General features: G+C 71.6%; 19 protein-coding genes. 9 read left to right on the forward strand and 10 right to left on the reverse strand.

The annotated features are described in order from the left end of the window. The first annotated feature begins 158 nt into the window (after nucleotides 1–158). On the forward strand, nucleotides 159–1,799 hold the full coding sequence (locus KUM44_RS26225; RefSeq protein WP_217211648.1) for an alkaline phosphatase: 1,641 nt from the start codon (nucleotides 159–161) through the stop codon (nucleotides 1,797–1,799). Here the strand turns inward: KUM44_RS26225 and KUM44_RS26230 are convergent. Further along, nucleotides 1,786–2,817 (reverse strand): Gfo/Idh/MocA family oxidoreductase, encoded by a 1,032-nt coding sequence (locus KUM44_RS26230; protein ID WP_308402723.1) that lies wholly within the window; start codon nucleotides 2,815–2,817, stop codon nucleotides 1,786–1,788. The genes KUM44_RS26225 and KUM44_RS26230 overlap by 14 nt on opposite strands. Nucleotides 2,818–2,919: 102 nt before the next feature. On the opposite strand from KUM44_RS26230, the gene KUM44_RS26235 reads away from it, so the two are divergent. The 3 genes from KUM44_RS26235 to KUM44_RS26245 all read left to right on the forward strand — a co-directional run bounded on the left by KUM44_RS26235 (nucleotide 2,920) and on the right by KUM44_RS26245 (nucleotide 6,597). Beyond that, nucleotides 2,920–4,218 carry a multidrug effflux MFS transporter gene (locus KUM44_RS26235; protein ID WP_217211652.1) on the forward strand — a complete coding sequence of 433 codons (1,299 nt, stop codon included), beginning with the start codon at nucleotides 2,920–2,922 and terminating at the stop codon, nucleotides 4,216–4,218. Continuing rightward, nucleotides 4,170–5,348 (forward strand): serine hydrolase, encoded by a 1,179-nt coding sequence (locus KUM44_RS26240; protein ID WP_217211653.1) that lies wholly within the window; start codon nucleotides 4,170–4,172, stop codon nucleotides 5,346–5,348. The genes KUM44_RS26235 and KUM44_RS26240 overlap by 49 nt, the downstream gene beginning before the upstream one ends. A 244-nt stretch (nucleotides 5,349–5,592) precedes the next feature. Then, entirely contained in the window at nucleotides 5,593–6,597 is a 1,005-nt protein-coding gene (locus tag KUM44_RS26245; protein ID WP_217211655.1) for a small ribosomal subunit Rsm22 family protein, read from the forward strand. A 106-nt stretch (nucleotides 6,598–6,703) separates the two neighbouring features. Here the strand turns inward: KUM44_RS26245 and KUM44_RS26250 are convergent, their stop codons facing one another. Continuing rightward, complete coding sequence (locus KUM44_RS26250; RefSeq protein ID WP_217211759.1) at nucleotides 6,704–6,898, reverse strand: DUF6243 family protein; 195 nt, start codon at nucleotides 6,896–6,898, stop codon at nucleotides 6,704–6,706. 110 nt (nucleotides 6,899–7,008) lie between these two features. Between KUM44_RS26250 and KUM44_RS26255 the strand changes: the two genes are divergently transcribed. Both KUM44_RS26255 and KUM44_RS26260 read left to right on the forward strand, forming a co-directional pair. Beyond that, the gene (locus KUM44_RS26255) at nucleotides 7,009–7,647 is read left to right on the forward strand and encodes a TetR/AcrR family transcriptional regulator (RefSeq protein WP_217211656.1); all 639 of its coding nucleotides are present in this window, start codon (nucleotides 7,009–7,011) and stop codon (nucleotides 7,645–7,647) included. Nucleotides 7,648–7,803: 156 nt separating this feature from the next. Then, the gene (locus KUM44_RS26260) at nucleotides 7,804–8,538 is read left to right on the forward strand and encodes a bifunctional DNA primase/polymerase (protein ID WP_217211658.1); all 735 of its coding nucleotides are present in this window, start codon (nucleotides 7,804–7,806) and stop codon (nucleotides 8,536–8,538) included. Nucleotides 8,539–8,685: 147 nt separating this feature from the next. On the opposite strand, the gene KUM44_RS26265 is transcribed toward KUM44_RS26260, so the two are convergent. Genes KUM44_RS26265 through efeO form a run of 4 tightly spaced genes read right to left on the reverse strand, consistent with a single transcriptional unit; the run spans nucleotide 8,686 to nucleotide 12,946 of the window. Then, nucleotides 8,686–9,678, reverse strand: a complete 993-nt coding sequence (locus KUM44_RS26265; protein ID WP_217211660.1) for a hypothetical protein — start codon at nucleotides 9,676–9,678, stop codon at nucleotides 8,686–8,688. Then, nucleotides 9,638–10,510, reverse strand: a complete 873-nt coding sequence (gene efeU, locus KUM44_RS26270; RefSeq protein ID WP_217211663.1) for an iron uptake transporter permease EfeU — start codon at nucleotides 10,508–10,510, stop codon at nucleotides 9,638–9,640. Before efeU ends, KUM44_RS26265 begins: the two co-directional genes overlap by 41 nt. Before the next feature lie 6 nt (nucleotides 10,511–10,516). Next, a complete protein-coding gene (gene efeB, locus KUM44_RS26275; RefSeq protein WP_217211665.1) occupies nucleotides 10,517–11,791 on the reverse strand; it encodes an iron uptake transporter deferrochelatase/peroxidase subunit in 1,275 nt (424 codons plus the stop codon). 9 nt (nucleotides 11,792–11,800) lie between these two features. Next, nucleotides 11,801–12,946, reverse strand: coding sequence for an iron uptake system protein EfeO (gene efeO / locus KUM44_RS26280; RefSeq protein ID WP_217211667.1), 1,146 nt, complete (start codon nucleotides 12,944–12,946; stop codon nucleotides 11,801–11,803). A 242-nt stretch (nucleotides 12,947–13,188) separates the two neighbouring features. Between efeO and KUM44_RS26285 the strand changes: the two genes are divergently transcribed. Next, nucleotides 13,189–13,833: a PhzF family phenazine biosynthesis protein gene (locus KUM44_RS26285; protein WP_217211669.1), complete on the forward strand. Its 645-nt coding sequence runs from the start codon at nucleotides 13,189–13,191 to the stop codon at nucleotides 13,831–13,833. A gap of 10 nt (nucleotides 13,834–13,843) precedes the next feature. On the opposite strand, the gene KUM44_RS26290 is transcribed toward KUM44_RS26285, so the two are convergent. Beyond that, on the reverse strand, nucleotides 13,844–14,491 hold the full coding sequence (locus KUM44_RS26290; protein ID WP_217211671.1) for a heme oxygenase (biliverdin-producing): 648 nt from the start codon (nucleotides 14,489–14,491) through the stop codon (nucleotides 13,844–13,846). 117 nt (nucleotides 14,492–14,608) lie between these two features. Beyond that, a complete protein-coding gene (map, locus tag KUM44_RS26295; protein WP_217211673.1) occupies nucleotides 14,609–15,466 on the reverse strand; it encodes a type I methionyl aminopeptidase in 858 nt (285 codons plus the stop codon). A 58-nt stretch (nucleotides 15,467–15,524) separates the two neighbouring features. Here map and KUM44_RS26300 point away from each other — a divergent pair, with 58 nt between their 5' ends. Beyond that, nucleotides 15,525–15,755 (forward strand): hypothetical protein, encoded by a 231-nt coding sequence (locus tag KUM44_RS26300; RefSeq protein WP_217211675.1) that lies wholly within the window; start codon nucleotides 15,525–15,527, stop codon nucleotides 15,753–15,755. Between the two features lie 12 nt (nucleotides 15,756–15,767). On the opposite strand, the gene KUM44_RS26305 is transcribed toward KUM44_RS26300, so the two are convergent. Both KUM44_RS26305 and KUM44_RS26310 read right to left on the reverse strand, forming a co-directional pair. Further along, complete coding sequence (locus KUM44_RS26305; RefSeq protein ID WP_217211678.1) at nucleotides 15,768–17,060, reverse strand: MFS transporter; 1,293 nt, start codon at nucleotides 17,058–17,060, stop codon at nucleotides 15,768–15,770. 187 nt (nucleotides 17,061–17,247) lie between these two features. After that, nucleotides 17,248–17,850, reverse strand: coding sequence for a hypothetical protein (locus KUM44_RS26310; RefSeq protein WP_217211680.1), 603 nt, complete (start codon nucleotides 17,848–17,850; stop codon nucleotides 17,248–17,250). A gap of 190 nt (nucleotides 17,851–18,040) precedes the next feature. On the opposite strand from KUM44_RS26310, the gene KUM44_RS26315 reads away from it, so the two are divergent. After that, the gene (locus KUM44_RS26315; protein ID WP_217211683.1) at nucleotides 18,041–19,114 is read left to right on the forward strand and encodes an exo-alpha-sialidase; all 1,074 of its coding nucleotides are present in this window, start codon (nucleotides 18,041–18,043) and stop codon (nucleotides 19,112–19,114) included. The last annotated feature ends 39 nt before the right edge of the window (nucleotides 19,115–19,153 follow it).

The following is a 19,153-nucleotide window of genomic DNA, read 5'->3' on the forward strand; positions in this document are numbered from 1 at the left end:
GTTGTCCCCCGGGAAATGCAGCATGGGGCCGCAGCGTACGGGAGGGTCCGCCATCCGGAACTCATCCATCCGCCATCCGAGTGTTGTGTACGCGCCAAGCGAGTGTCGTCCCCGGCCACTCCAATGCCTCATGCATCCATCAGGCAGGGGAGGACCGGATGACCACCACCAGACACGCGCCCCAGCACGCCCCCGAACTGCGTGCGGCCGCCCGCCACATCGGCCGCCGCCGCTTCCTGACCGTCACCGGCGCGGCCGCCGCGCTCGCCTTCGCAGTGAACCTGCCGGCGGCCGGCGCGGCGAGTGCCGCCGAGCTCGACGCCCGCAGGATCGACAACGACCCCTTCACCCTCGGCGTCGCCTCCGGCGACCCGCTGCCCGACTCGGTCCTGCTGTGGACCCGTCTCGCCCCCGCCCCCTACCAGCCCGACGGCGGACTGCCGGCCCAACGGATCACCGTGCACTGGGAGTTGGCCCACGACGAGAAGTTCACCAGGATCGCCAGACGCGGCGCCGCCATCGCGTACCCGGAGTTCCACCACACGGTCCACGTCGAGGTCGGCGCGCTCGGCGCGGACCGCGTCTACTACTACCGCTTCCGCGCGGGCACCTGGATCAGCGAGACCGGCCGTACCCGCACCGCGCCCGCGACGACCGGCGCGGCGAGCTCACTGACCCTCGCGGCCGTCTCCTGCCAGGCGTACAGCGACGGCTACTACACGGCGTACCGCCATCTCGCGCAGGACGACGTGGACGTCGTCCTCCACCTCGGCGACTACCTGTACGAGTACGCGGTCAACTCCGTCGGCGGCTACCGCAACTACACCGACCGCACGCTCCCCGCCCTGTACAACCGGGAGACCGTGACGCTGGAGGACTACCGGCTGCGTTACGCCCTCTTCAAGTCCGACCCCGACCTCAGGGCCGCGCACGCCGCGCACCCCTTCGTCGTCACCTGGGACGACCACGAGACCGAGAACAACTACGCCGACGACACCCCGGAGAACAGCGTCCCGCCGGAGGAGTTCCTGCTGCGCCGGGCCTCCGCCTACCGGGCCTACTGGGAGAACCAGCCCCTGCGCCGCCCGCAGCGTCCCGTCGGCCCCGACATGCAGCTCTACCGGCGTCTGACGTGGGGCCGGCTCGCCCAGTTCGACGTGCTGGACACCCGGCAGTACCGCTCCAACCAGGTGTACGGCGACGGCGCCCAGATCCCCGGCCCGGACGTCGACGACCCGGCCCGCACGATGACCGGCGCGACACAGGAACGCTGGCTGCTCGACGGCTGGCGCGACTCGGCGGCGCTGTGGAACGTCGTACCGCAGCAGGTCACCTTCTCCCAGCGGAAGTTCGACCTGACCGCGCCCTCCCGGGTGTCGATGGACGCCTGGGACGGCTACCGCGCCTCCCGGCGCCGGGTGCTGGACGGGGCCCAGGCCGCCGGGATCGAGAACCTGATGGTCCTGACCGGTGACGTCCATGTCGGGTACGGCTTCGACATCAAGGACGACTTCGACGACCCCGACTCCGCCACGCTCGGCACGGAGATCGTCGCCACGTCGATCGCCAGCGGCCGCGACGGCACCGACAGGCCCGCCAACTGGGACACGTACATGCGGGCCAACCCGCACATGAAGTTCTACAACGGGCGCCGCGGATACGTGACCGTCGCGCTCGGACAGCAGCTCGCGCGGACCGAGTTCAAGACGGTGCCGTACGTGACCACGCCCGGGGCGCCGGTCACGACGGCCGCGTCCTTCGTCACGGAGGTGGGGGAGCCGGGGCTCACGCCGGCGTGAGCGCGGGCGCGAGGTCCTCGCCGGAACCCTCCTCGGGGGCCTCGCCCGGGTAGCGGACGCCGACCCGGTCCCGGATCGCGTCGAGCGTCCGCATCACGGCGAGCGTGCCGTCCAGCGGCACCAGCGGGGACTCCGTCTCGCCGGCCCGCAGGGCACGCATCACCTCGGCGGCCTCGTGCCGCAGGCTGTTGCGCGGCCCGTCCGCCGGGTCGGCCGTGAACTCCTCGGGGTCACGGCCGTCGCGGTGCAGGACGAAGCGGTCCGGGAAGAAGAAGCCGTTCGGCACGTCGATACGGCCGCCCGAGCCGGTCACCGACGCGGAGTTCGCCGTACCGCCCACGATGGAGCAGTGCAGCGAGGCCAGCGCCCCGCTGTCCCAGGAGAGCAGGGCACCCGTCTGGAGGTCGACGCCCTCGGGCGACAGCATCGCGCGCGCGGCGACGTCCGACGGCTCGCCGAGCAGCAGCTGGGCGAAGGAGACCGGGTACACGCCGAGGTCCAGCAGCGCGCCGCCGCCCTGCGCCGGATCGCGCAGGCGATGCGCGGGCGGGAAGGGACCGGCCAGCCCGAAGTCGGCCTGGACATGGCGGACGTCGCCGATCGCGCCGTCCGCCACCAGGGCCTTCAGACGCCGGACCAGGGGATTGCAGTACATCCACATCGCTTCCATCAGGAAGCTGCCGCGCGCCTGCGCCAGGGCGACCAGTTCCCCGGCCTCCCGCGCGTTCAGCGTGAACGCCTTCTCGCACAGCACGTTCCGCCCGGCCTCCAGGCACATCCCGGCCGCGGCGCGGTGGGCCGCGTGCGGGGTGGCGACGTACACGACATCGATGTCGCCGTCCTCGGCGAGCGCGTTCCAGTCGCCGTACGCCCGCGGAATCCCGAACCGCTCCGCGAACGCGTCCGCCGACGTCTGGGACCGCGAGGCCACCGCCACCACCTCGGCGTCCGGCAGATCGACGAGGTCCGCCGTGAACGCGGCCGCGATCCCTCCGGTCGCCAGGATCCCCCACCGCACGCTTCGCTCCGCCACTGCGGCCCGCCCCTCGCTCGTGTGACCCTCGGCACTGTGTACGAGCTGAGAGCATAGAGGGCGGATCAGTCGAAGGGGGAGGGGCGCATGGGCGACCGTGGGGGGCCGGCACAGGACGTGCCGCAGTCGGCGGCAGACACGGCGAAGCGACCATCCGTCCGTTCCCTGCGCCGCACAGGCCTCCTCGTCACCCTGATCCTCGGCGGCCTGACCGCCACGCCCCCGCTGGCGATGGACATGTACCTCCCCGCGCTCCCGGAGGTCACCCGCTCCCTGCACGCGCCCGCCGCGACCGTCCAGCTCACGCTCACCGCCTGCCTGGCCGGCATGGCGCTCGGGCAACTGGTGGTCGGCCCGATGAGCGACCGCTGGGGCCGCAGACGCCCGCTGCTGGCGGGCCTGGCCGTCTACGTCGTCGCCACCGCGCTCTGCGCCCTCGCACCCACCGTCGAGTCCCTGGTCGCCTTCCGGCTCGCGCAGGGCCTCGCGGGCGCGGCGGCGATAGTGATCGCGCGGGCGGTCGTACGCGACCTCTACGACGGCGTCGCCATGGCCCGCTTCTTCTCCACCCTCATGCTGATCTCCGGGGTCGCCCCGATCGTGGCGCCGCTCATCGGCGGCCAGGTACTGCGGGTGACGGACTGGCGGGGCGTGTTCGTCGTGCTCACGGTGGTCGGGGTGCTGCTCGCCGGTCTGGTCTGGCGAAAGCTTCCCGAGACCCTGGCGGCGCAGGACCGGCACGGCGGCGGCGTCGGCGAGGCCCTGCGTGCCATGCGCGGACTGCTCGCCGACCGCGCCTTCACCGGCTACACCCTGGCGGGCGGGTTCGCCTTCGCCGCCCTCTTCGCGTACATAGCGGCGTCCCCGTTCGTGATCCAGGAGATCTACGGCGCCTCGCCGCAGACCTTCAGCCTGCTGTTCGGACTCAACTCGGTCGGCCTGGTCGTCGTCGGCCAGATCAACGGCAAGGTGCTGGTGGGGCGGGTCAGCCTGGACCGGGTGCTGGGCGCGGGCCTGGCGATCGTCATCCTCGCCGCGACCGCGCTGCTGCTGATGTCCCTCGACGTGTTCGGCGAGGTGGGACTCGTACCCGTGGCCGCCGCGCTCTTCGTTCTGATGTCCGCGATGGGCGTCACCCTCCCCAACACCCAGGCCCTCGCCCTGCTCCGCACCAAGCACGCCGCCGGGTCCGCCTCCGCGCTCCTCGGGACGTCCTCCTTCCTCATCGGCGCCGTCGCATCGCCCCTCGTGGGCATCGCCGGCGAGGACACCGCCGTCCCGATGGCCGTCGTCCAACTGGCCGCAGCACTGGTGGCGCTGGCCTGCTTCATGGGAATGTGCCGTCCCTGGAACAGACGTACGGATACCGAGGGAGCAGAGAACTGAGCGCGCCGAGACTGCGCGGGGACACGCCGGAACGGGCCGGACTCGACCCCGAGGAGATCCGTCACCTCGTCCGGGAGGTCCACGACCTCACCACCGGACCGCGCCCCTGGGCGGCCGGGACCGTGCTGGCCGTCGGGCGGGGGCCGTACCTCGCCGTCGAGGAGGCGGCGGGCTGGGCGGTGCGGTACGCCTCCTACGACGAGGAGGAGGACGCCGGGGTGGAACTGCCGCCCCAGGCACGCGTCCCGATGACCACGGACACCCTCTTCGACCTGGCCTCCCTCACCAAGCTCTTCACCTCGGTCGCCGCCGTGCAGCAGATCGAGCGCGGCACGCTGGGCATCGACGCGCGGGTCGGCGCGTACCTGCCGGACTTCCGTGCGGCCGCCCGGCACGACGTCACGGTGCGCCAACTGCTCACCCACACCTCGGGGCTGCGCCCCGAACTCCCGCTGTACGACTGCGCCGACGACGCCGAGCGCCTCCAGATGCTGCGGGCGGAGCCGCCGGTCGGCGTACCCGGCACCTACTGCTACTCCGACCTGAACCTCCTGCTGCTCCAGCACGTCCTGGAACGCCTCACGAGCCGCACCCTCGACGTCCTCGTCCACGACGGCATCACCCGTCCCCTCGGCATGACCGCGACCCGCTTCGGCCCCTGCCCCGGCGCCGCGGCGACCGAGGACCAGCGACGGCCATGGGCCAAGGCGGACCGGGGCATGCTGCGGGGCGTCGTCCACGACGAGAACGCCTGGGCGCTGGGCGGGGTCGCCGGCCACGCGGGCCTCTTCTCCACCGGCCGCGACCTCGCCGTCTTCTGCCGAGCACTGCTGTCCGGCGGCTCCTACGGCCCCGCCCGCATCCTGGGCCCCGACTTCGTGGAACTGCTGCTGACCCCGCCCGGCCTGGGGTTCGGCGTCGACCAGCCGTGGTTCATGGGAGAGCTGGCGGGACGGGGAGCCGCGGGCCATACGGGGTTCACGGGGACCTCGCTGGTACTGGACCCGGTGACGGACACGTTCCTGGTCCTGCTGGCGAACACGGTGCATCCGCGCCGCAGAACGCCGCCGGACAGCGGGCCGCGGGCGGCGGCCGGGACGCGGGTGGCGCGGGCGGTCCGGGCCATGTGACGAACCGGGTGGTTTTCGCCCCCGCCGCCCCTACCCGTCCCGTCCTTCTGGGGCTCCGCCCCAGACCCCGCTCCTCAAACGCCGGAGGGGCTGAATTTCAGCCCGTCCGGCGTTTGAGGACGAGGCCCGGAGGGCCGACAGCGGGGGTCTGGGGGCGCAGCCCCCAGGGACGGGACGGGTAGGGGCGGCGGGGGCGAGGAAAGCCGGGTGCCGCCCATGCCGGGCGCGCTCGTAGAATCGCCGGGTGAACGACCCCGCATCCCCGGCAGATGCCCTGCGCAGCAGTCTGGCCACCCTCCTCGACGGCCTCCCGCCCCGCCAGGCCGCGCAGGCCGTCGACCGGCTGATCGCCAGCTACCGCGGGGCCACCCCCACCGACGCCCCGATCCTGCGCGACCGGGCCGACGTGGCCGCATACGCCGCGTACCGCATGCCCGCCACCTTCGAGGCGGTCCACGCGGCGCTGGAGGCGTTCGCCGACGCCGTGCCGGAGTGGGTGCCCGGCAGTCATGTCGACGTCGGCGGTGGGACCGGCGCCGCGACGTGGGCCGTCAGCGCGACCTGGCCCGGCGAGCGCGGCGTCACGGTGCTGGACTGGGCCGAGCCCGCCCTCGCGGCCGGCAGGGAGATCGCCGCGGCGAACCCGGCGCTGAGGGAGGTCCGGTGGCACCGGGCCCGCATCGGCTCGGCCCTCGCCCTGGACCCCACCGACCTCGTGACCGTCTCCTACGTCCTCAACGAACTCACCGCCGCCGACCGCACCGCCCTCCTCGACACCGTCGCGTCCGCCGCGCAGGCCGTCGTCATCGTCGAACCCGGCACTCCCGACGGCTACGCCCGTGTCATCGAGGCCCGCGACCGCCTCGTCGCCGCCGGCTTCCACATCGCCGCCCCCTGCCCGCACAGCGCCGCCTGCCCCATCGTCCCCGGCACGGACTGGTGTCACTTCTCGACGAGGGTCAGCCGCTCGTCCCTGCACCGGCAGATCAAGGGCGGCTCCCTCGCCTACGAGGACGAGAAGTTCAGCTACGTCGCCGCCACCCGCCTCCCGGTCACTCCGGCGCCCGCCCGCGTCGTCCGCAAACCCCAGATCCGCAAGGGCCAGGTCCTCCTCGACCTCTGCGAGACCGAACCCGCCCTGCGCCGCACCACGGTCACCAAACGGCACGGCGACCTCTACAGAGCGGCCCGCGACACGGACTGGGGCGACGCCTGGCCCCCGGCCGAGGACCGGGAGCCAGAGCTCTAGGGGTGTTTCGAAAGTCCCGCACAGCACCCGTGGCGCCCGGCACGTACCCTCGCGGGACTTTCAGAACATCCCAGGAGGCGGGGCGCCGGCCCACCTGGCGGGCCGGTCATGAGGACTCTTCGGCCGTGCCGTCCCCTCCCTGTCGTTTCTCCTGGAGCTTGCGCAGCAGTTCCTTCTTCTGGGCCTGGGGGTCGACGCCGCCGCCGATCCGGCCGTTCCGACCGCCGCCGCGCAGCGCCTTGCGGCCGAGGTTCCGGCGGGTACCGCCGACTCCGAGCATGTTTCCGCCGCTTCGGGCCATGGTGGGGCTCCTTTCACACTTCCTGGTGAACGAGACGTATCGTCTCTTTTCATCGACCCGCCCAGGATCCGGCGAGACGCTCCGTCTTGTCAACCTGATAAATTCGAGCCATGGCAGCTCAAAAGTCCGCTCAGCAGCCCGCACCCAACTCCACCCGCCGGAGCGAGAGGTCCCGTCGGGCCATCTACGACGCCGCACTCGCCCTCGTCGGAGAGGTCGGCTACCCCAGGACCACGATCGAGGGCATCGCCGCCCGCGCCGGCGTCGGCAAGCAGACGATCTACCGCTGGTGGTCGTCGAAGGCGGACGTCCTGCTGGAGGCCTTCCTCGACCTCAGCGAACAGGCGTCCCGGGAAGCCGGCCCGGAGTACGAGTTCGCCATCCCCGACACCGGCGACCTCGCCGCCGACCTCAAGGCCGTCCTGCGCCTCACCGTCGACCAGCTCAAGGACCCCCGCTTCGAGATCCCGGCCCGCGCCCTGGCCGCCGAGGGCGTGGTCAACGAGGAGCTCGGCCGGGTCTGCATGACCAAGCTGCTCGAACCCTCGCTCTTGCAGTACGTCGACCGGCTGCGCGCCGCCCAGGAGGCCGGCCAGGTCCGCCAGGAGGTCGACCCGCGCATCGCCCTCGAACTCTGGGTCTCACCCCTCGCCCAGCGCTGGCTCCAGTACACGGGCCCGATCACGTACGAGTACACCGACACCCTCGTCGACTACGCCCTGCACGGCATCGCCCCGCACGCACGGTAGAGATGTAAATCCCGCCAAAGGATCCCATTACCGCTGATCGATGTGCTGTGTGCACCTCGCCCCACCTGGCCCGGTTGTCCGCTAAGGCCCCCCGAAGCGCACGATGGTGGGACCATAGGGCATGCTGTTCCGCACGACAGCGAGGCGAGGGGATAGATGAGCGCGGAGTTGGGCGGCCGGACCGGCATGCAGGGCAAACTCTCCCAGTGGCTGCGCGGACGCCGCCCCAAGGACGCCACCGGCGACGGTGGCCGGGAGGACCTGCTGCTCGCCGCCGCGGCGGCGGGACTGCCCCTCGCGCCCGCCGCGCACCCCTCCGGCTACCGGTGTTCCTGTGACCGCGTCGGCTGCCCCACCCCGGCCCGGCACCCGGTGTCCTTCGCCTGGCAGACGCAGTCCACCACCGATCGAGGACAGATCGAACGGTGGGCCAGGCACCAGCCGCAGGCCAACTTCATCACCGCCACCGGCATGGTCCACGACGTGCTCGACGTGCCGGCCGAGGCCGGGCGCGAGGCGCTGGAGCGGCTGCTCGGCGCGGGCATCGAGGTCGGCCCGGTCGCCGAGAGCGACGACGGCCGCCTGCTGTTCTTCACCCTCACCCGCGGCACCCCCGCGGACGAGGACGAGTGGTGGCCCTGCGAGCTGGACTGCCACCCCGAGACCATGGACGAGCACCCGGGACTGCGCTGGCACTGCCGCGGGTCCTATGTCCTCGTACCGCCCGCGCAGCTACCCGGCGAGGGCCGGACCGTGCACTGGGTACGCGGCCTGGAGCACCCGCTGCCCGACCCCCTCAGCCTCCTCGAAACCCTCACCGACGCCTGCGCCCGCTATGTCGGCGAGGAGCCCGACCACGTCTCCGCGGCCTGGCCCCTGCGCCGCCACTAGACGCTCCGCTGGAAGAGCCGCGATGCGCCGTCGTGTGTCTGCGGCGCCATCGTGGCTGGTCGCGCCCAGGCGACGGAGCCGCACTCAAATCGATACAGGCCTGCGCCCCTTGGGGGCGCTGCCGAGCCGCCCCCGTCACGGCACTCGCTACTCGCCCTTCGCCGCCGTCATGCCCTGGGTCCGGCCGATGATCTGCACCTTGCCGGAGCCCTTCGGGTCCAGGGCCGCCCCGTTGGAGACGATCTCCACCGTCAGCGACTGCTTGATCTCACCGGTCGTCAGCGCCAGCACGGCCTTGTCCGGGGCGGGGACGGCGGCACCGGAGTGGGCCGTCTCCTTCTCGTAGTGGCGGGTGGTGAAGAACACCAGCGCCCCGCCGTCCTTCGTGCGCACCGCCAGCGGCGCGTAGTCCCCGCCCGTCAGCGGCTCGTCGATGTACTGCCGGACCAGGCCCGGCCGTTCGGCCTCCTTGGCCCGCTTGGTCCGCCATCCGCTGGTGTGGCGGCCGTCCGCGAAGGTGTTCCCGCCGTCCTTGAGATAGGCCGCGTAGTCCTTGCTCAAGTCCTCGGGCGCCACGGCCAGTTCGGTGGAGTTCGCGGGGACGGCCTCGGCCCAGCCGTCCTTGTCCGTCTTGAACTGCGGTACGTCGGCGGGGGCCATCAGCGTCAGATACGACGCCTCCCACGGCTCGGCCAGGCTGTTCCGGCTGAACACGAAGACCCAGCGGGCGGTCGCGCCCTTGTTGGCGGCCGCGTCGGCCACGAACCAGCGCGGCCAGCCCGCCTTCTTGGGGATCGTGAACTTGGTGTCCGACAGCTCCAGCGGGGTGTGCGCCGGGTTGCCGTCCGGGCTGAGCGCCTTGCCCGCCTTCAGCCGCGCCCCGTCGATGTCACCGAGGGCGCCGCTGACATGGTCGGCGTCCAGCGAACTGTCGTAGGCCTTGTCGGCCTCGTTGTACGCGGTGGTGAACTGCTGGAGGGCCTTGGCGGCCTCCGCCCTGGTGGCCGACGGGAGTACTTCCCTCTCCCCGTGGACCACCACGCATCCGCTTGCCGTCAACGACAAAGCGGTCAGCGATGCCGCTATCAGTGCGCTCCGGTCAAGCCTGCGGAGCTTTCGAGGGCCGCGATCCCTGCTCATCAGGTTCCTTCACCTTCCCCTTCCCGGAGGCGAACCCTACCGGGGCGAGGAAGAGCGCGAGTGTCGGGATCAGGTACAGCAGCCACACCGTGACCTGGAGGACCGTCGGGTCGGGCTGGAAGTTGAAGACACCCTTGAGCAGAGTGCCGTACCAGCTCGCCGGATCGACGGTGTCGCTGATGTCGAAGGCGCGGTCGCTCAGCCCCGGCAGCCAGCGCGCCTCCTGGAGGTCGTGGAAGCCGTACGCCAGCACGCCCGCCGCCACGACGACCAGCATGCCGCCGGTCCAGGTGAAGAACTTGGCGAGGTTGATGCGCAGCGCGCCGCGGTAGAACAGCCAGCCCAGGACGATCGCCGTGACGATGCCGAGGGCGGCGCCGACCAGCGGGCGCGGGCTGCCGTCGCCGGCCGCGCGCACCGACGCCCACACGAACAGGGCCGTCTCCAGGCCCTCCCGGCCCACGGCGAGGAAGGCGGTGGCGACCAGCGCGCCCGTGCCCATCTGAAGGGCGGAGTCCAGCTTGCCGTGCAGCTCGGCCTTCAGATGCCGGGCGGTGCGCCGCATCCAGAACACCATCCACGTCACCAGGCCCACCGCGAGCAGCGACAGGGAGCCGCCGAGCGCCTCCTGCGCCTCGAACGTCAGCTCCTGCGAGCCGAATTCGAGCGCGCAGCCGAAGCCGAGCGCCAGGGCGACCGCGACCCCGATGCCGATCCAGATGGGCCGCAGCGCGTCCCGGCGGTCCGTCTTCACCAGGTAGGCGATGAGGATGCAGACGACGAGGCTCGCCTCGAGCCCCTCGCGCAGGCCGATCAGGTAGTTGGAGAACATCGGCCCTCACGCCTCCTTGGAGAACAGCGTCCGGCCCCACCAGTCGCCGGAGTCGCGGACGCCGGGCGGGACCGCGAAGAGCGCCGAACCCACGTGCTGGATGTACTCGTTGAGCGCGTCGAGGGCCAGGTTGCGCTGGATACGGATGAACCCCGTGCGCGGGTCCCGCTGGTAGGCGAGGAAGAACAGGCCCGCGTCCAGGCGGCCGAGACCGTCGGTGCCGTCGGTGAAGGAGTAGCCGCGGCGCAGGATCGTCGCCCCGTCGTTGGAGGCGGGGTGCGCGAGCCGGACGTGCGCGTCGGGCAGCATCGCCTTCAGGAACGGCTCGTCGCGCTCCTTGGCCTTGCCGACCGGGGCGCCCTCGCCCTTGTCGCGGCCGAAGATGTCCTCCTGTTCCTGGAGCGAGGTGCGGTCCCAGGTCTCGATGTGCATACGGATGCGGCGGGCGACCAGGTAGGAGCCGCCGGCCATCCATCGCGGGCCGTCCTCCTCGCCCACCCACACGAACTTCTTCAGCCGGTCCGTCTCCGTCCCCGCGATGTTGCGGGTGCCGTCCTTGAACCCCATGAGGTTGCGCGGGGTCTGCGCCTCGGGGGTGGTCGACGAGGTCTTCCCGAAGCCGAGCTGGGACCAGCGGATGACGACCTTGCCCATGCCGATGCGGGCCAGGTTGCGGATGGCGTGCACGGCGACCTGCGGGTCGTCCGCGCAGGCCTGGATGCACAGGTCGCCGCCGCTGCGGTTCCTGTCGAGGTTGTCGCCGGCGAACTTCGGCAGCTCTTCGAGGGCTTCGGGGCGGGCGTCCGCGATGCCGAACGCCTCGCCGTACTTCTCGAAGAGCGACGGCCCGAAGCCGATCGTCAGCGTCAGCCGCGACGGCTTCAGCCCCAGCGCCTCACCGGTGTCGTCCGGCGGCGCCTCGGCCAGACCGCCGTACGCGCCCTCGCCGACCGCCTGCCCGGCGGTCATCCGGCGCGCGGCCGCCGTCCAGTCCTTCAGCATCTGGATGAACTGCGCACGGTCGTCGGTCTGCACATCGAATGCGGCGAAGTGCAGCCGGTCCTGCACCGGGGTGGCGATGCCGGCCTGCCGTTCGCCGTGGAAGTCGATCGCGGCGCCCGTGCCGGCGCCCACCGGATCCACGTCGTCGCCCGTGCGGGCCATCGCCACCGCGCCGCCGGCCGCGGCGGCACCGAGCGCGAGCCCGGCACCGCCCCAGCCGATCAGCGCACGCCGGGACGGGGACGGGGACGGTGAATTCTCGGTCGAGGTCTCGGCCATGGGGTGTCCCTACTTCACGACGACGGCGGCGGCGAGTTTGGACAGCGGCTCCGCGAGCGCGTTGACGCCGTCCGACAGCTCCTTGCGGCCGGCGTCGCCGACCTTGTCGTACGAGGTGAAGTCGTACGACGACTTGTCCGCCCGGTGCTTGTCGAGCAGCGTGTTCAGCGCGCCGAACTGCTTGTCGAGCTCGGTGACCAGCGCCTGGTCGTTCTCCTTGGCGACCGGCTTCAGCAGCTCGTAGGCCTTCTCGGCGCCCTCGACGTTGGCCTTGAAGTCGACCAGGTCGGTGTGCGAGTAGCGCTCCTCCTCGCCGGTGACCTTGCCGGTGGCGACCTCGTCGAGGAGTTCCTTGGCGCCGTTGGCCATGGAGGTCGGGGTGATCTCGGCCTTGCCGACCCGCTTCTGCCAGTCCTTCAGGTCGGTGATGAGCTGGTCGGCGAGGGTCTTGTCCTCAGCGGTGATCTTCTTGTCCTGCCACAGGGACTTCTCCAGCCGGTGCCAGCCGGTCCACTTCTGGCCGCTCTTCAGACCGTCCTCGCGGAGGTCGACCTTCGGGTCGATGTCGCCGAAGGACTCCGCGACCGGCTCGGTGCGCTCCCAGCCGATACGGGAGGGGGCGTAGGCCTTCTTCGCCGCCTCGATGTCACCGTCCTTGACCGCCTTGGCGAACGCCTCCGCCTTCGGCAGCGTCTCGTCGGCCTGCTCCTGCGCGTACTCGCGGTAGGCGGCGACGGCCTTGTCCAGCCGCGGGTCACGCTTGGCCGCCGTGCCCTTGCCGGTGGCCTTGACGGTCTGCCGGATGCCGTCGCCCTTCATGCCGGGCTTGCAGGCGATGGTGTAGTCGCCCGCCTTCACCTCGGCGGTGACGGTCTGCTTGGTGCCGGGTCCTATGTTCTCCCGCTCGGTGACGATGCGGTCGTCCGGGAAGAGGATGTAGACCTCGGTGACCTTGGAGCCTTTGTTCTCGATGGCGAGTTCGACGTGCCCGGCCGGGAACTCCTTCTTCGACACCTCGCACTTGTCGTCCGTGGAGGTCACGTTGACGACCCGGTCGCCACCCCCTGAACTGCCCTTCTCGGTGCACCCCGTGACGGCGGTCAGAGCCGCCACGGTGGTGGCGGCGACGACGGCGGAGAGTCTGGCGGGTCGCATGAAGGCTCCAGGGGATGGCCGGAAAGTGTGCGTGACGGGTCTCACATGGCAGGAAGGTGAGGCTCACCTAACGCACATAAGGATCGCCTAAGTGGCCAAAAACGCCGCCACGAGGGAGTCAAATGAAAGTCAAAGGTTGCGCCGCGGGGGTCACCAGCACCTCCGACAGCAACCGAGCAGCAACAACGGCGCCCCCGTGGCTCCGTGACGAACTCACCGCCCGCATGATGTTCAATGCCCCCGTGACTGACTACGACGTCCTCCGCGTCTTCTGCGGACCGACCGGCGGCTACGGCAACGAACTCGGTGTCGTCCGCGAGGGCTCCGTGATCCCCGAGCGGAGCGAGCGGCAGGCGTTCGCCGCGAAACTCGGGTTCAGTGAGACCGTGTTCGTGGACGACCCCGAGCGCGGAGTCATCGACATCTACACACCGACCCTGCGTCTGCCCTTCGCCGGTCACCCCTGCGTCGGTACGGCCTGGTTGCTCGACGTGCCCGAGCTGGTCACGCCGGCCGGTGTGGTGGGCGCGCGGCAGGACGGGGAGTTCTGCTGGATCGAGGCGCGGGCGGAGTGGGCACCGCCTAGGACCCTCCGCCGGTACGCGACGGCCGCCGAGGTCGACGATCTGGTCGTACCGCCGCCGGGGGAGTGGGTGTACGCGTGGGCGTGGGAGGACGAGGCGGCCGGGCGGGTGCGGGCCCGGGGCTTCCCCGGGAGGGGTGACGGCATCGAGGAGGACGAGGCCACCGGAGCGGCGGCGCTGCTCCTGACCGATCAGTTGGGCCGCGCCCTGAACATCACCCAGGGCGCGGGCTCCCAGATCCTCACGGCACCGCAGCCGGGAGGCTGGGTGGAGATCGGCGGCCGGGTGTTCCTGGAACGCTGACCGGAACCTCTCACGCGGACAGCGGGAACTCCTCGCCCAGCGCCCGGAACACCGCCGTGTTCAGAGCGAACGCCTTCTTGCACTCCGCCACGATCCGCTGCTTCTCCAGGTCGTCCGCGCGGACCCCGTCCAGCAGCTCGCGGTAACCCCGCTTGAACGCGGCCGGGTTGGAGATCTCCTCGAAGACGTAGAAGCGGACCCCGTCGCCCTTGCGCGCGAAGCCCCAGGTCCTCTCCGCCTTGTCGCGGATGATCTGGCCGCCGGAGAGGTCGCCGAGGTAACGGGTGTAGTGGTGGGCGACATAGCCGCCCGGCCAGTCCTCGGCGCACTCCCGCACCCGGTCCGCGTAGGCCTGCGTGGCCGGCAGCGCGGACAGTCCCGCGCGCCACCGCGGCCCCCGCAGATGCGCCAGGTCCCGCTCCAGCGACGCCAGCCGGAGCAGCTCGGGCCGGATGAAGGGTCCGGCCACCGGATCCGAGGCCAGCCGCTCGGCGTCGGCCTCCAGTGCCTCGTACACGAACCACAGCTGCTCGGTGTACCGCGCGTACGCGTCCACGCCCAGCCGGCCGCCGAGCAGATCGCTCATGAACGTCGAGGTCTCCGCCTCCATGTGCTGCTCGTGGGACGCGGTGCGGATGACGGTCGCGAAGGAGTCCATGGCACCCATTTTCTGAGGTTAGGCTTACCTAAGTCAATAGGTTTGCCGACGCCGTGTCGGTAAAAGCGTACAAAGAAAACCCGCCCTCCGCAGGGGGCGGGTTCCGGCGGCGCCCGGTCAGGGGAGGGTGAGGATCTCCGCCCCCGTCTCCGTCACCACCAGCGTGTGCTCGAACTGCGCGGTGCGCCTGCGGTCCTTGGTGACGACCGTCCAGCCGTCGTCCCACATGTCGTACTCGTGCGTCCCCAGCGTCAGCATCGGCTCGATCGTGAAGGTCATCCCGGGCTGGATCACCGTCGTCGCGTGCGGACTGTCGTAGTGCGGGATGATCAGGCCCGAGTGGAACGACGAGTTAATGCCGTGACCGGTGAAGTCACGGACCACGCCGTAGCCGAAGCGCTTGGCGTACGACTCGATGACGCGGCCGATGATGTTGATCTGGCGGCCCGGCTTGACCGCCTTGATCGCGCGGTTCAGGGACTCCCGGGTGCGCTCGACCAGCAGCCGGCTCTCCTCGTCCACCTCGCCGACCGGATACGTGGCGTTGTTGTCGCCGTGCACCCCGCCGATGTACGCCGTCACGTCGAGGTTGACGATGTCACCGTCGCGCAGCACCGTCGAGTCCGGGATCCCGTGGCAGATCACCTCGTTGACGCTGGTGCACAGGGACTTGGGGAAGCCGCGGTAGCCGAGCGTGGACGGGTAGGCGCCGTGATCGCACATGTAGTCGTGCGCCACCTTGTCCAGCTCGTCCGTCGTCACACCGGGCGCGATCAGCTTCGCCGCCTCGGCCATCGCCCGCGCGGCGATACGGCCGGCGACGCGCATCGCCTCGACGGTCTCCGGGGTCTGCACCTCCGGACCCTTGTACGGCGTCGGCGCGGGCTTGCCGACGTACTCGGGGCGACGGATGTTTCCGGGCACGGAACGGATGGGGGAGAGCTCCCCTGGGACGAGCAGCGACTGGCCAGACATGCAAGCGAGTCTAACCAGCGGGCATGGGGGAACATGTCGGTGGCGAGAGGAGCCGGACATGGCCTTGTTCAAGAAGCGCACGGTCGGCAAGCCGGGCGAGTGGTACTACTGCCTCGTCCACAAGAAGGTCGAGGAGGGGCCGGAGTGCCCCGCCAAGGACCGCTTCGGGCCGTACGCCAGCCGGCAGGAGGCCCAGCAGGCGATGGACCTCGCGCGCGAGCGCAACCTGGAGTGGGAGAACGACCCCCGGTGGCACGACGCCCCGGCCGGGCCGAGGGAAGACGACTGAGCGGCCTCCTGATCACCCCTCGGCGGGCGTCGGTGCGGCCGCTGCCGCCGCCCGCTGCTCCCGCAGCCGTACCGCGTGCTCGTTCGTCCGCGCGTCGTACGTCATGAGCTTCGGCAGACACAGCGCCAGCAGCCCCACCGCGCCCACGCACAGCAGCCCGCCCGACCAGACCGACGTCCGTACGCCACGCCAGGCGGCGACGCCGCCCACGTAGGTCTGGCCGAGCTGCGGGCCCACCGAGTACGACAGCAGCTCGATCCCGGCGAGCCGGCCGCGCAGCTCGTCCGGGATCGTCTGGTTCCACATCACCCCGCGGAAGATGCCGCTGACCATGTCGGCCGCGCCGCCGACGGTCAGGAACAGCAGCACCAGCCACACGTTCCCGGAGACACCGGCCGCCGCGATGGCCAGGCCCCACAGCGCGGCCGACACGACGACGGCCCTCCCGTGCCGGTGCACCCGCGAGGTCCAGCCGCTGGTCAGGCTCACCAGCATCGCGCCGGCCGGGACGGAGGCGTACATGAGACCGAGCGCCCAGGGAGCGTTCAACTCGTCCGCGAGGAAGGGCAGTACGGCGAGCGGCATCGCGAAGAGCATCGCCGCGATGTCGATGACGTAGGTGCCGAGGAGCTCCTTGCGGCTCCAGGCGTAGCGGGCGCCCTCGGCGATGGCCCTCAATGACGGCTTCGCGGCCTCGTGAGAGGCGGGGGAGGGGGCGAGGCCGACGACGAACAGGACGGACACGACGAAGGTCAGCAGGTCCGCGCCGTACGCCCAGCCGAGCCCCGCGTACGCGACGACCACGCCGGCCAGGGCCGGGCCCGCGACGCCGCCGACCTGCCAGCGCAGCGCGTTGAGCGAGGCGGCGGCCGGGAGGTGGTCATGGGCCACGATGCGGGGCAACAGCGCGTCCAGGGCGGGGCGTTGGACCGAGACCAGCGCGGAGGACAGGGCGGCGACGACGTACAGCGGCCAGATGGCGGGGCTCGGCAGCAGCGCGTTGACCAGCAGCGCCGCGCTCAGCACCGCCTGCCCGGCCTCCGTCCACACGATCAGCTTCCGCTTGTCCAACGCGTCGGCGAGCGCACCCCCGTACAGCCCGAACACGATCAACGGCACCAACTCCACGGCCCCGATCGCCCCGACCGCCGCCGCGGACCCCGTCAGCTCCTTGATCTGCACCGGCAGCGCGACGAAGGTCAGGAAGCTGCCGAAGGAGGACACGAGCCCCGCCAGCCACAACTTGCGAAAGTCGACGGACGCCCGCCAGGGGGTGAGGTCGGGGAGTACGGCACGGAGGTTCACGAGGGGCCATGGTCGAGGCGGGTTGTCAGCGGGGCAACTGGATTTTCGAGTGGGGTTCAAGTGGCGTGAGGGCAACGCCCCAGGGGCGCGGGGCTGTATCGATGTGCGGCTCCGCCGCGTGGGCGCGACCAGCCACACACAACCCGCACCGGCCGGACGACAAGAAACCACCCCCTCATCCGGCGTACTACCACCGCGGCGGTGGCGGCGCCGTCAAAGACTCCGCCAGCCTGGACAGACGGTCCCGAAACCGCCCCCGCCCCCGCCCGGAGGGCACCGCGTTCTCGCCGGCGGCCGCGCTCACCAGATGCTGCACGGTGTCCAGGTCCAGCTCCCCGCCCTGCGGCACGGCCAGTGCCTCGTGGGCCATGGTCGTCAGCTCCCCCTCGCCGGTGCCGAGGGCCAACACCGTCGCGCCGGCCCGTCGGACGTCGTGCACCCGCTCCAGGAGCGGCGCCCCGGGCTCGTCCGGCGACACCACCAGCAGGGTCTCCCCATGCCGTGCCGCGGCCAACCGGCCCAGGCCGACCGCCAGATGGGCCGGATCCGAGGCGCGCGCGGCATGCCGCACGAGTGTCGGGGCCAGCTCCGGCGTCCCCGACCACGCGGCCTCGTCCACCAGGTGGGCCGCCAGATGCCACGGCTCGTACTCCGGCGTCCCGACCAGCAGCAGCCCGCCCCCGTGCGCCACCGCGGACGCCCGCAGCGCCCCCGCGAACCGCCGGGTGGCCCCCAACCACTCGGTTCCGGCGAGTACTTCGCGCAACAACGCGACCCGTACGGCATCCATGCGACCGCATCCTGCCACAGGGCCTGTTCTGAGTCCCCCGCCTGCGCCCCGACGCCCGGCCCGCGCTCCGCGCGGACGACGGGGAACTCGGAACAGGCCCTGGCCGACCACTCGTGACCGGGAGTTCACCGCGAATTCGCCCGGCACGGGGAAGCAGTGGGCCCCGGCGGCCATGGCGAGGAGTCCGACGATGACCGAGACCACTGTTCCCTTCCGTGCAGGTCAGGAGGGGTATGCCTCGTTCCGTATCCCGGCCGTCGTCGCCGGCGGTGCGGGCACGGTGCTCGCCTTCTGCGAGGGCCGGGTCGAGTCCGCCGCCGACCACGGGCACATCGACATCGTGCTGAAGCGGTCCACGGACGGCGGCCGCACCTGGGGCCCGCTCGCGGTGGTCGCCGACAACGGCCGGCACCTCGCCGGCAACCCCGCCCCCGTAGTCCTCGACACCGGCCGCATCCTGCTCGTCCACGTCCGCAACCACGCCGGCGCCACCGAGGCCGCCATCCTGCGCGGCGAGGTCAGCGACGCCGACGGCCGCCGGATCTGGGTGCGGTACAGCGACGACGACGGCGTCACCTGGTCGAGCCCGAAGGAGATCACCGCGCAGGTGAAGCGGCCGGGCTGGCGCTGGTACGCCACCACCCCCGGCCACGCCATCCAGCTGAGCACCGGCCGGATCGTCGTCCCCGCCAACCACACGATCCCGCCCACCCCCGGCGACATCGGCAACGAGGCCAAGTACAACAGCGGCCACTGCTTGCTCAGCGACGACCGGGGCGCCACCTGGCGCATCGGCTACGTCGACGAGAACACCGACGGCTGCATCAACGTCAACGAGACCACCGCCGCCGAACTCCCCGACGGCCGCGTCTACTTCAACACCCGCAACGACTCCCCGTCCCCCGGCAACCGTGCCGACGCCCACTCCGCCGACGGCGGCGCGACCCTGGTGAAGCCCTTCCGCCCGCAGGCCGGCCTGTCCGCCCCCGTCTGTGAGGGCAGCGTCCTCCAGCTCCGCGACCCCGACGTCCTGCTCTTCTCCGGCCCCGCCGACCCGGCCGCCCGCGCCCTGATGACCATCCGCGCCTCCACCGACGGCGGCCTCACCTGGCGGTCCGCGCACACGGTGGACGGGCTGCCCGCCGCGTACTCGGACCTCGTACGGATCGACGGCGCGACGGTCGGACTCCTCTACGAGACCGGCGACTTCAGCGCGTACGAGACCATCGCCTTCCGGCGGGTACCCGTGACGGACCTCACCTGAGCCCTGCCGGAGGCAGGGTCGGCCGACGAGTCCGCCCAC

The organism is Streptomyces sp. AC550_RSS872, assembly GCF_019049285.1.
Taxonomy (GTDB): Bacteria; Actinomycetota; Actinomycetes; order Streptomycetales; family Streptomycetaceae; genus Streptomyces.

Coding starts and splice junctions, on each gene's coding strand:
- KUM44_RS26255 (WP_217211656.1), top strand. CDS start 7,009: ATGGCAGCTCAAAAGTCCGCTCAGCAGCCCGCACCCAACTCCACCCGC.
- KUM44_RS26310 (WP_217211680.1), bottom strand. CDS start 17,850: ATGGATGCCGTACGGGTCGCGTTGTTGCGCGAAGTACTCGCCGGAACC.
- map (WP_217211673.1), bottom strand. CDS start 15,466: ATGTCTGGCCAGTCGCTGCTCGTCCCAGGGGAGCTCTCCCCCATCCGT.
- KUM44_RS26260 (WP_217211658.1), top strand. CDS start 7,804: ATGAGCGCGGAGTTGGGCGGCCGGACCGGCATGCAGGGCAAACTCTCC.
- KUM44_RS26290 (WP_217211671.1), bottom strand. CDS start 14,491: ATGGACTCCTTCGCGACCGTCATCCGCACCGCGTCCCACGAGCAGCAC.
- KUM44_RS26300 (WP_217211675.1), top strand. CDS start 15,525: ATGGCCTTGTTCAAGAAGCGCACGGTCGGCAAGCCGGGCGAGTGGTAC.
- KUM44_RS26250 (WP_217211759.1), bottom strand. CDS start 6,898: ATGGCCCGAAGCGGCGGAAACATGCTCGGAGTCGGCGGTACCCGCCGG.
- KUM44_RS26315 (WP_217211683.1), top strand. CDS start 18,041: ATGACCGAGACCACTGTTCCCTTCCGTGCAGGTCAGGAGGGGTATGCC.
- efeO (WP_217211667.1), bottom strand. CDS start 12,946: ATGCGACCCGCCAGACTCTCCGCCGTCGTCGCCGCCACCACCGTGGCG.
- efeU (WP_217211663.1), bottom strand. CDS start 10,510: ATGTTCTCCAACTACCTGATCGGCCTGCGCGAGGGGCTCGAGGCGAGC.
- KUM44_RS26265 (WP_217211660.1), bottom strand. CDS start 9,678: ATGAGCAGGGATCGCGGCCCTCGAAAGCTCCGCAGGCTTGACCGGAGC.
- KUM44_RS26235 (WP_217211652.1), top strand. CDS start 2,920: ATGGGCGACCGTGGGGGGCCGGCACAGGACGTGCCGCAGTCGGCGGCA.
- efeB (WP_217211665.1), bottom strand. CDS start 11,791: ATGGCCGAGACCTCGACCGAGAATTCACCGTCCCCGTCCCCGTCCCGG.
- KUM44_RS26225 (WP_217211648.1), top strand. CDS start 159: ATGACCACCACCAGACACGCGCCCCAGCACGCCCCCGAACTGCGTGCG.